A 10713-nucleotide genomic window follows, 5' to 3' on the forward strand; every position below is an offset into this window, starting at 1 on the left:
CAGAGCTGTGAGCGGCAAGGGCGCACCCGAACTGAGCGTGAAGAACTGCGGAGACCTCCGCGTCGCCGTGATCGCGGCCCAGTGGCACGAGAAGGTCATGGACGGCCTGGTGGACGGCGCCCTGCGGGCCCTGCACGAGCTGGGGATCGACGAGCCCACCCTGCTGCGCGTCCCGGGCAGCTTCGAGCTCCCGGTCGTGGCGAAGGTACTGGCGGGTCGCGGTTACGATGCCATCGTCGCCCTCGGCGTGGTCATCCGCGGCGGCACCCCGCACTTCGACTACGTGTGCCAGGGCGTCACCCAGGGCCTGGTGCAGGTGTCGATCGACACCGGAGTCCCCGTCGGCTTCGGCGTACTGACCTGCGACAACGACGACCAGGCGCTGGACCGCGCCGGGCTCGAGGGGTCGAACGAGGACAAGGGGCACGAAGCGGTCACCGCCGCCGTCTCCACCGCCATGATCCTGCGGGCCGTCACGAACCCTGGCGCCAGCAGGTAACAGCCGACCCCGTATTCTGAGGACCATCATGGCGAACAAACCTCCCAAGAGCTTCGAAGAGCTCTTCACCGAGCTCCAGCTCAAGGCCGCCAACGGCGACCCCAGCACCTCCCGTACAGCCGAGCTGGTCGGCAAGGGTGTCCATGCCATCGGCAAGAAGGTCGTCGAGGAGGCCGCCGAAGTCTGGATGGCCGCCGAGTACGAGGGCAAGGAAGCCGCCGCCGAGGAGATCTCCCAGCTGCTCTACCACGTCCAGGTGATGATGGTGGCGCGCGGGATCACCCTCGAAGACGTCTACGCGCACCTCTAGGCCGCATTGGTTCCAGGGCCTCGGCAGTTCCAAGGCCGCAGCAGTTCCAAGGCCGCAGCAGTTCCGCGCGGGCCCCGGCACACACTGCCGGGGCGTCCGCGCGTTCACCACCCGTACCAGCACACCCTTTCGCACCTACGCACCAAAGGAAGCCCCCATGCTGCGCATCGCCGTCCCCAACAAGGGTTCACTCTCCGGACCGGCGTCGGCGATGCTCCATGAGGCCGGCTACCGGATGCGCAAGGAGTCCAAGGAGCTCGTGGTCGTCGACCCCGACAACGAGGTGGAGTTCTTCTACCTCCGCCCCAAGGACATCGCGATCTACGTGTCCTCCGGCAAGCTCGACATCGGCATCACCGGCCGCGACCTGCTGCTCGACTCCGGCGCCAGCGCCGAGGAGATCCTGCCGCTGAACTTCGGCCGCTCCACCTTCCGCTACGCCACCATCCCCGGCACCGCGAAGGGCCCCGAGGACTTCCACGGGATGACCATCGCGACCTCGTACGAGGGAATCGTCGCGAAGCACCTCGCCGACAAGGGCATCGAGGCCTCCGTCGTCCACCTCGACGGCGCGGTCGAGACCGCCATCCAGCTCGGCGTCGCCCAGGTCATCGCCGACGTCGTCGAGACCGGCACCAGCCTGCGCAACGCCGGACTCGAGGTCATCGGCGAGCCGATCATGACCTCCGAGGCCGTCGTCATCCGCGGCAACGGCACAGACCCCGAGGACCCGCAGGCCCAGCAGTTCCTGCGCCGCCTCCAGGGCGTCCTGGTCGCCCGCAGCTACGTGATGATGGACTACGACTGCCGCGCCGAGCACCTGGAGCGCGCGGTCGCCCTCACCCCGGGCCTGGAGTCGCCGACCGTCTCGCCGCTGCACAACGAGGGCTGGGTCGCCGTCCGCGCCATGGTCCCCGCCAAGGAGGCCCAGCGGATCATGGACGACCTGTACGAGCTCGGCGCGCGCGCGATCCTCACCACCTCGATCCACGCCTGCCGCCTCTGACGGGTCCGCCGGCGCTCCGCCGCGCGGCTTCCCCTCACCATTCGGCTCACCAGCCGGCTCACCATCCGGCACCACCCGAAGGCACCCGAAGAACATGGCCGACGCCACCGCCCAGCCCGCACCGCCCGCCCTGCCGGTCACCTTCCGGCCGACCCGCACCCGGGCCGTCCTGCTGGGCGTGGGCGTCGCCATGTTCGTCACGATCACCGCGATCGCGCTGAGCCTCGAAACCCTGCACCCCGGTGAGCGGATCGCCTTCGTCTTCGTCGCGGCCCTGCTCTCCTGCGTCCTCGTCCTGCTCAGCCGCCCCAAGGTGGTCGCCGACGAGACCGGGGTCACGGTCGTCAACCTCACCACCACCCGCCGCCTGGAGTGGGCGCAGATCCTGCGCGTCAACCTCCGCCCCGGCGACGCCTGGGTGTTCCTCGACCTGAGCGACGGCACCAGCCTGCCCGCCCTCGGCATCCAGCCCGGGGTCGCCAAGGCCCAGGCGATCGCCGACGCCCGCGCCCTGCGCGCCCTGGCCGAAGTCCGCGGAACCGGCTCAAAGAACGACTGACGCCGGCCGACCTCGTCGCTGCGTCCCATTGCGGCGGCGATCTCAATGACTAATCTGGTGTGGGGGCGCGATCGTGCGCCCTCCCACCGGCCCCGGGACCCCGAGGCCCGTGGGCACCTGCGACTCGAGGAGTGACTCCCTCCAGCAATGGACGGATCGTCCGGTAGTACACGCGCCGCCCTCCCCACGGAGGCGGCGGCATGACCATCCCGCTACTCCTGCTCGTGGCGGCCTTCGCCCTGATCCTCGCCAACGGCTTCTTCGTGGCAGCCGAATTCGGCCTCGTCACCGTCGAGAGACCCGAGGCCGAACGCGCCGCGGCCGAGGGCGACCGCCGTGCCCGCACGGTCGTCGCAGCCCTGCGGGAGCTGTCCTTCCAGCTCTCCGGCACCCAGCTCGGCATCACCATCACCTCCCTCGTGGTCGGCATGCTCGCCGAGCCCGCCCTCGCCGTCCTGCTGGCCGGGCCGCTCGAAGCGACCGGCCTCCCCAAGGGCGCCGTACCCGGCGCGGCCGTCGTCATTGGCATGCTGCTCGCCTCCGCCGTCCAGATGGTCCTCGGCGAGCTCGTCCCGAAGAACTGGGCCGTCTCCCGGCCGCTCCAGGTGGCCCGTTTCGTGGCCGGCCCGCAGTACGTCTTCTCCCGGGTCTTCCGGCCGGTCATCGCGGGCCTCAACGCCGTGGCCAACCGGCTCGTCCGGGCGCTCGGCGTGGAGCCCACCGAAGAGATGGCCTCCGCCCGCACCCCCGGCGAACTGGTCTCCCTGGTCCGCCATTCGGCCCAGGCCGGCGCCCTGGAACAGGACACCGCCGACCTCTTCGTACGGACCCTCTCGCTGGGCGAGCTCACGGCGCAGCTGGTCATGACCCCCCGGGTCAAGGTCAGCGCGCTCCAGGACACGGCCACCGCCGCCGACGTGCTCAACCTGACCCGCGCCACGGGCCTGTCCCGTTTCCCGGTCTACCGCGAGCGCATCGACGAGATCACCGGGGTCGTCCACCTCAAGGACGCCCTCGCGGTGCCCGAGGCCGAGCGCGCCCGCACCAGCGTCAGCGGAATCTGCGTCGCCCCGCTGCTGGTGCCCGGATCCCTGCCGGTGCAGCCGCTCCTGGAACGGCTGCGCAGCGAACAGCCGATGGCCGTGGTCGTCGACGAGTACGGCGGCACCGCCGGCGTCGTCACCCTGGAGGACATCGTGGAGGAGCTCGTCGGCGAAGTCCGCGACGAGCACGACCTCGCGGAGGACGGCAGCCCCGAACTGGCCGCCGTACCCGCCGAGGACGGCCGCCCCTCCTGGGAGGCCGACGGGAGCTGCCGCGTGCAGACCCTGCGCCGGATAGGCCTGGAGGTCCCCGAAGGCCCGTACGAGACCGTCGCCGGTCTCGTGGCCGACCTGCTCGGCCGCATCCCCGCCCCCGGGGACCGCGCCGAACTGCCCGGCTGGAAGCTCTCCGTGCGCCAGGTCCGCCGCTACCGTGCCGAGCGGGTCCGCCTCGTGCGCACCGCTCCCGACGGGCTCGGCTTCGACCGGCTCGGATCGCTGCCCGCCGCCCCCGCCGAGCTGGCACAGGTGGGTGGCCGGTGAACGCGCTCCAACTGCTGTTCGCCCTGCTGCTCGTCCTGGCCAACGGCTTCTTCGTCGGCGCCGAGTTCGCCCTCGTCTCCGTCCGCCGCAGCCAGATCGAACCCCTGGCGGCCGGCTCCAAGCGGGCCCGCCAAGTACTCCACGGCCTGGAGAACCTGCCGCGCATGATGGCCGCCGCGCAGTTCGGCATCACCATGTGCTCGCTCACCCTCGGAGCCGTCGCCGAGCCCACCGTGGCCCGGCTCCTGGAGCCCGTCTTCCACGCCGCACACGTGCCCGAAGGCCTGATCCACCCGCTGGGCTACGCGGTGGCCCTCACTGCAGTGATCTTCCTGCACCTGGTCATCGGCGAGATGGTCCCCAAGAACCTCGCCATGGCCGCCCCGGAGAAGACGGCCCTGTGGTTCAGCCCCGGACTGGTCGCCTTCGCACGGGTCTGCGGACCGGTCACCACGGCCCTCGGCGCCTGCGCCACGCTGATCCTGAGGCTCTTCAAGGTGGAGCCCAAGGACGAGGTCGAGGCCGTCTACACCTCCGCCCAGCTCGGCCGCCTGCTCATGGACTCCCGGCAGGCCGGTCTTCTGGAGCCGGTCGAACAGGAGCGCCTGGAGGACGCGCTGGAACTGGGCAGCCGCCCGGTCACCGACGTCCTCCTCGCCCCGGCCCGGCTGGTCACGGTCGGTCCGGCCGTCACCCCGCGCCAGATCGAGCAGCTCACGGTCCGCACCGGGTACTCCCGCTTCCCCGTCCGCGCCGACAGCGGTGCCTTCATGGGCTACCTGCACGTGAAGGACGTCCTGGACCTGGAGGACCGCGAACGGGCCGTGCCCCAGCGGGTGTGGCGCCGCATGACCACGATCTGCTCGACGCTCCCGCTGGACGACGCCCTGACCGTGATGCGCCGCGACGCCACCCACTTGGCGCAGGTAGCGGATCCCTCCGGGCGGGTGCTGGGCCTTGTGGCCATGGAGGACGTTCTGGAAACCCTGGTGGGCGAAGTCCGCGACCCGGCTCACCGCGGGTACGCGCGAAGCGCGTAGCGGGGCTGCCCTGCGGGGCTGTCCCCTACCCGCCCTTCGCCCGTTCCCTGGGCTCTGCCCCAGACCACGCGCCTCAAACGCCGGCGAGGCTGGATGTGCCGCTGCGCGGCATCTTCCAGCCCGTCCGGCGTTTGAGGACCGGGTCCGGGCGGAGCCCGGGGAACGGGCGAAGGGCGGGTAGGGGACTTCTCCCCGCGCAGCGGCTACAGCGGCGGCGGCTCCGGCCGCTCCTGGGGGCCGCGGCCCGACAGGACCTCCCCGTACGCCTGCATCAGGTCTGCCAGCCGCAGGGTGGAGAGGTCCTCCCGGGAGGGATCCCCGGTGAAGCCGGACAGCCGGAGGTCCCGGTACGCGCAGCTCTTCTCGTACAGCGTGCGCAGGAACCGCCCGTTCCCGAGCTCGTCGATCCACCCCTGCTCCACCACGTGCCCGCTGATGCTCCGCAGCTCCTCCAGCGCCTCCTCGTCCCACCGGTCCCCGTTCGCGTCCGCCAGCACCCCGCCGATCGAGGTGAGTTCCAGCGGCCGGTAGCTGGGGAAGTCGACCCGCGTGGTGAACCGCGAGGACAGCCCCGGATTCGTGGCGAGCAGCCGGTCCATCCCCGCCGGATAGCCCGCCAGGATCACCACCAGGTGGTCGCGGTTGTCCTCCGCCCGCTTCAGCAGCACCTGCAGGGCCTCGTCGCCGTACGCGTCGCCCTTGCTGTAGCCGGAGTTGGAGAGGCTGTACGCCTCGTCCACGAACAGCACCCCGCCGATCGCCGAGTCGATCAGCTCGTTCGCCTTCACGGCGGTCTGCCCGAGGAACTCGCCGACCAGGTCCGCGCGCCCGGCCTCCACGAGGTGGTCGCCGCCGAGCAGGCCCAGCGCGTAGAAGACCCGGCCCAGGATCCGCGCCACCGTGGTCTTGCCCGTGCCCGACGGTCCGGAGAAGACGAAGTGCCGTTTCGGCGGCTGCACCGGCAGCCCCTGTCCCGTCCGCAGCCTGGCCATGTGCAGCTGCGCGGAGAGCGCCTTCACCTGCCGCTTGACCGGCTCCAGGCCCACCATCCGCTCCAGCTCCGCGAGCGCCTCGGCCAGCGCCGCCGGATCCGCCGGCCCGGCCGGCGGCCCGCCCGGTCCCGGCTGCGCGGGCAGCGAGGCCTTGCGCCGTACGCCGGACGGCAGTCCCGCGCCGGGCCCCGGCGCCCCCGGGCCGTGCCGGGGCTCCGGCGGGTCGGCCGCCGCGAGCGGGTCCGGATCCGGCTGCCCGTCCGCGGCGATCCCCTGGACCGGACCGCCGCCCAGCGCCACCGCCGCGAAGTTCCCGCCCGACGGGGCGGGTCCGTGCCCGCCGAAGGCCTCGTAGCCGGCGCCGCTCGCGTACCCGGCCAGGCCGTCGGCGTCCTCGCTGTCCTCGATCGCCGTCAGCCGGGCCGCCGTGTCCATGAACGCCGGGTCCACCCGGTGCACCGCCCGGTACAGCGGCAGCGCCGCCGCGCTGCGCCCGGTCCCCTCGTGCGCCCGCGCCAGCCAGTACCGCAGCTCCTTGCGCTGGGGCTGTTCGCTGCGGCAGCGCATCAGCGAGGCCGCCAGCAGCGGCTCGGCCTGCCCGTACATCTCCAGCCGGACCCGGGCCATCCCGCCGAACAGCCCGGCTTCGATGCCCAGGAGCGGATCGTCGACCAGTGACTCGGTGGAGCGGACCAACTGCTCCCAGTCCTTGACCAGGTACGCCCGGCAGGCGTGCAGGAAGCGGACGTGCGGGTCGGTGTCCACGGGAGGCAGGGCCGCGAGCGCCTGGTCCAGCTCGGGCACGTGGCGCCCGTCCAGCCAGTGCGAGGCGTGCGCCAGCAGCAGGTCCCGCCTGGTCTCCAGGACCGGCTGCACCCACCAGCCCAGCCAGTACCAGGAGTTCAGCGTCCGCCGGTGGCGGGCCCGCTGTTCCCCGAAGCGGTCCCGGTGGGCGTACATGCGCAGTAACGCGTTCGTGGTGTCGACGCGGAGCGCGTGCAGGCCCAGCCAGGCATCCGCCATCGCGGGGTCGAGTCGTACGGCCGTCCGGAACTCCTCCTCGGCCTGCGGGTAGGCGCCCATCGTGCAGGCGTCCACTCCTCGCAGCCAGGCGAGTTCGGCCGGGGCGTGCGCGCTGCTGCCGTGCGCGGCGAAGTCCATCACATCCCCCACAAGCGTCTCTAGAACTCTGTGTGTGCCTGAGTGGTTCAGGTTTTTCGGGCGCGGCGTGGCCGTGTGCGGTCGCCACTTTGGGGTCCGAACCTCGGGGTGAGGTGGTGGACCTGGGTGGCGTGCAGGTGGTGGAAGCCCGTCCGCTCGGCGGCGCTGGTGCGTCGTCGACAGGTTCTGCGTGAGAGCCGTACCCGGCCGGCCGGGAGGTGGCTTTCCGGCTGGTCGGGTACGGGTACTCCATGACCTGATACCGGCCCGAATGCTGCCGGTGTCTGGGTGTCATGCCCCGCCGGACGCTGTACCGACCCCTGGGGGCTGGTGGCGGGGACCGTACGCACGTCGGGCATACGGCGGGAAGTCTTCGGGCCCGGAGGCTGTCCGGCGGCGCCCCGGGCGCCCGGGCCAACAGGACCGGACGGCCTGCTGCGAGTGGGACGCCCCTTGCCCAGGGTGCTCCTGGTCCCGCGCGGCCGGGGCAAGGGGTTGTCCGCGCGGCGCGCTCGGCGCAGGCGGCGGGTGGTCTGCTTCGGGCGGCGCACACTGCGCACGGTGCCGTCGACGGTGGTGCGGATGGTCCGGGTGCCGGTGGCGCGTTCGGTGACGGTGTAGGTCTGGGCTAGCAGGCCGCGCGAGACAATCCGGCGGGCGGCTGTGTGGTCGCGGTCCATGGACAGTCCGCAGCCGGTGCAGTGGGCCCACTTCCAGCCCCGCTCACCCAGCCGGTCGGGGGCCGGATGGTGGGTGAGGGCGCCCAGGCACCCGGGACAACGGGCGGAGGTGCCGCGGGCGGGGACGGTGACCACCGCGATCCCGGCCTTCGCCCCCAGGTGCCGGATGGCTTCGGCGATGGTGCCGCGGACCTGCCCGGACAGGCGGGCGTTACCGCGCCGGTGGCCGCGTGCTTCCAGGGTGGCGAGGTCTTCGAGATAGATGACGGTGGCGCCGAGCGCGGCCGTCTGGTTGACGGCCCAGCGGGCTGCCGACCAGGCCAGGGCATCGTTCAAATGCCGGATACGGACACACACCCGTTGATGCTCGATCTCCAGCACCGTGGCGCGTCGCAGAAGTTCACCCCAGGCCCGGTGGGGGGAGCCGAGCCCGTCCGCGAGATGCCGGTAGTGGTCGCGTCGGGTGGCGAGGTGTTCGCGGTGGGTGCGCAGCCGATGGAGTTTCGCGCTGACCGTGGTGGCGTCGAAGATCAGGGGGCGGCCGTCGGTCACCACTCGCCGCGTCTCGCCCCGCTCGGTCAGGCGGCCGACCGTGCCGGTGAGGAGGGTGTTGACACCCCAGTCGAAACCCACTGCCACCTCGTGCCCGCTCGCCTTGGTGGCGGGGGCGGGCCATGAGTGCGGCAGGTCCACCGCGACACGGCCGCTGCTGGTGGGGCGCAGGGTGGGTGTGTGCAGCACCGAGTCCGCCCCTACGGTGCCTGGCAGCCGGATGTCGATCACATGCCAGGCCCACTCCCTGCCCGAGACGGGGGCCGCGCACAGCGGGAGTTTGACCCGCAACCGGGCCGTCACCTCATCCACCCGCTCCATAGTGACCTGCTGGCGGTCCATCGCGGCAAGAAGAACCTGCAAGGCGATCCGGGGCGGGTCCTCCAGTACGCACAGCCCGAGCGGAAGGCGCCGGTGCTCAGCCACATAGGCCCGGATCTGGCGGGTGCGGTTACGGATCTCCGCACCACTCACCCCAGCAGGCAGGAGGGTCCGCAGGGCCGTCCAATCCGCTTCGCTACGCCGGCCCGGATCGGCCGGCCAGGTCGCCAGGACCGCCGCCACCAAACTCCGCCGGTGCAAAGCCAGGCGCAGAGTGCGCGCCGCGTACTCCTCGGCCGCCCGGCGCACCCGGTCCGACACATACACGCCCTCGCCCTCGGCGGCGGCCTTCGGCCAGTGAAGGCGGCGCATCGCCATCCACCCCTTGGACGGCAGCACCTCGCCCCGCCCGTCCACACCGGCGGCCAGCACATCCAGCGACGCCTCATCCCACCGCGTGGCCACCAGCCGCTGGGTCAACTCCTGGCACAGGGAAGCCAGAAACCCCACCCGCTCCGACAGCATCCGCCGCCCGACCAGCTCGCTGCCGCCCTCGATCACGGCGCGGAAGGCAGTACACGTCGCCGTCGCCATCAACCTCGCTACGCCCACCACCCCTCCCCGCGATCCCCGACCGCGCCGAAGCCGGCCCCCACCCGTATCCGATCGGCCTAACGACCGACCATCACACAAAGACACCCATCTCCACAGCAATTGGCTACCGCTGGCTACGGGCCCCGTCAAGCAGCATCCACGGACCCCTAAGCGAAGTGCCCGACAGTTGGAGACTCCGTCCCCGTGGTGCCCAAGCAACCCCCGCGATGCGTACGCGAGTTGTCCCTGAGTCGATGAAATCAGGGGTGCATCGTACCTGCGGTTACGCACCTTACGTAGGGTGCGTCGAAGACCCGCCGGGTGCGCATCCGGGCGGACAGTGGTGACACAGGGTGAGAAATCGGCCGGGATGTGCCCCGTGCGACGCCGTGACGGAGGAGTGCCGGGCGGGACTCGGCGGGGGGCCGGGGGACAGAACGAAGCCCCCGATCACGGGGGAACGATCGGGGGCTTCGTGTCCTCGACGGCCGGTGAGGGCCGCTTCTTCAGAACGTAAGGCCGCCTTGGCCCCCGGGTCAAGCGGCCTGGAGGTGCCCGCGAAGAGAGTCTTTCCGCGGCCCCTCAGCCCTGGGGGGCCTCATCACCCTCAGTCACCCGAGCGGCGGTTCCAGCCGCCCCAGCCGCCCCGGAAGTCCACTCGTATCCCGTACCGCTCTGCCGCACCAGGGTGTCCGCGAAGGGGCGCGAAGGATCATCCGAGAAGTGCGAGAGCTCCGCGCGCTCCCATTCGTCCCAGAAGTCGGAAAGTTCACGCCCGTCCCGGTCGCGCCCGCGCCCCCAGGACTTGACGCGCGGGGTCTCCATCCACAGCAGCCGCGCCAGGTGCGGGCGCAGGGCGCGCCGTCCGGCGCCGACCCCCTCCACGAGCAGCACCGGCCCCGGCTCCAGCACCCGCTCGGGACCGAACCGCCGCTCGATCCAGTCGTACGGGGTCCAGTGCGCGGCCCGCCCCGCGGCGAGCGGCTCCAGCACCTGCGCACGCAGCCGCCCCACCCAGCCGAACAGCTCCTCATGGGTGGCCACATAGTCGAGCCGCAACACGGGAGCCCCGCCCAGCGCCTCGGCGAGCGCCCCCGCGAAGGTGCTCTTCCCGGACCCGGCGTGCCCGTCGATCCCGACGAGGCGGACGGGCCCGAGAGAGGGCGGCAGCGCGAGGATCTCGCGCGCGAGGAGCTGAAGTGACGCCTGATCTTCCACGCCCCCACCGTATGACCTCCGCCCCCACGCGAGCCCCGGGACCCTGCGGGGCCGTCCCCTACCCGCCCTTCCCCCGTTCCCCGGGCTCCGCCCGGACCCTTGCCGGGCGCGGCGCCGTTCCCGGGGGCCAGCCCCCGGACCCCCGCTCCTCAAACGCCGGAGGGGCTGGATCAGCCACATCCAGCCCCTCCGGCG

At 72.1% G+C, this 10713-nt stretch carries 9 protein-coding genes; 6 read left to right on the plus strand and 3 right to left on the minus strand.

The features are described from left to right. Positions 1-7 precede the first annotated feature (7 nt). From ribH to MTF69_RS15005, 6 genes are all read left to right on the plus strand, one after another. A complete protein-coding gene (gene ribH / locus MTF69_RS14980) occupies positions 8-499 on the plus strand; it encodes a 6,7-dimethyl-8-ribityllumazine synthase (protein WP_243334488.1) in 492 nt (163 codons plus the stop codon). Positions 500-527: 28 nt separating this feature from the next. Beyond that, positions 528-809 carry a phosphoribosyl-ATP diphosphatase gene (locus MTF69_RS14985; protein WP_243334490.1) on the plus strand — a complete coding sequence of 94 codons (282 nt, stop codon included), beginning with the start codon at positions 528-530 and terminating at the stop codon, positions 807-809. A 157-nt stretch (positions 810-966) separates the two neighbouring features. Continuing rightward, complete coding sequence (gene hisG / locus MTF69_RS14990) at positions 967-1815, plus strand: ATP phosphoribosyltransferase (protein WP_243334492.1); 849 nt, start codon at positions 967-969, stop codon at positions 1813-1815. A gap of 94 nt (positions 1816-1909) precedes the next feature. Continuing rightward, complete coding sequence (locus MTF69_RS14995; protein WP_243334494.1) at positions 1910-2374, plus strand: PH domain-containing protein; 465 nt, start codon at positions 1910-1912, stop codon at positions 2372-2374. Positions 2375-2574: 200 nt separating this feature from the next. Beyond that, a complete protein-coding gene (locus tag MTF69_RS15000) occupies positions 2575-3960 on the plus strand; it encodes a hemolysin family protein (RefSeq protein WP_243334496.1) in 1386 nt (461 codons plus the stop codon). After that, a complete protein-coding gene (locus tag MTF69_RS15005) occupies positions 3957-5000 on the plus strand; it encodes a hemolysin family protein (RefSeq protein WP_243334497.1) in 1044 nt (347 codons plus the stop codon). The genes MTF69_RS15000 and MTF69_RS15005 overlap by 4 nt, the downstream gene beginning before the upstream one ends. 203 nt (positions 5001-5203) lie before the next feature. Here MTF69_RS15005 and MTF69_RS15010 read toward each other — a convergent pair whose 3' ends face one another. The 3 genes from MTF69_RS15010 to MTF69_RS15020 form a co-directional block, all read right to left on the minus strand. Further along, complete coding sequence (locus tag MTF69_RS15010; protein ID WP_243334506.1) at positions 5204-7153, minus strand: AAA family ATPase; 1950 nt, start codon at positions 7151-7153, stop codon at positions 5204-5206. A 47-nt stretch (positions 7154-7200) separates the two neighbouring features. After that, positions 7201-9318, minus strand: a complete 2118-nt coding sequence (locus tag MTF69_RS15015) for a zinc ribbon domain-containing protein (protein WP_243334508.1) — start codon at positions 9316-9318, stop codon at positions 7201-7203. Between the two features lie 564 nt (positions 9319-9882). Continuing rightward, positions 9883-10518, minus strand: coding sequence for a uridine kinase (locus MTF69_RS15020; RefSeq protein WP_243334510.1), 636 nt, complete (start codon positions 10516-10518; stop codon positions 9883-9885). Between the last annotated feature and the right edge of the window lie 195 nt (positions 10519-10713).

It is taken from the genome of Streptomyces sp. AP-93, assembly GCF_022808175.1.
In the GTDB taxonomy this organism is placed as follows: Bacteria; Actinomycetota; Actinomycetes; order Streptomycetales; family Streptomycetaceae; genus Streptomyces.

Excerpts from the sequence above, each read along its gene's own strand:
- MTF69_RS14985 (WP_243334490.1), top strand. The coding sequence starts at position 528 with ATGGCGAACAAACCTCCCAAGAGCTTCGAAGAGCTCTTCACCGAGCTC.
- hisG (WP_243334492.1), top strand. The coding sequence starts at position 967 with ATGCTGCGCATCGCCGTCCCCAACAAGGGTTCACTCTCCGGACCGGCG.
- MTF69_RS14995 (WP_243334494.1), top strand. The coding sequence starts at position 1,910 with ATGGCCGACGCCACCGCCCAGCCCGCACCGCCCGCCCTGCCGGTCACC.
- MTF69_RS15000 (WP_243334496.1), top strand. The coding sequence starts at position 2,575 with ATGACCATCCCGCTACTCCTGCTCGTGGCGGCCTTCGCCCTGATCCTC.
- MTF69_RS15010 (WP_243334506.1), bottom strand. The coding sequence starts at position 7,153 with ATGGACTTCGCCGCGCACGGCAGCAGCGCGCACGCCCCGGCCGAACTC.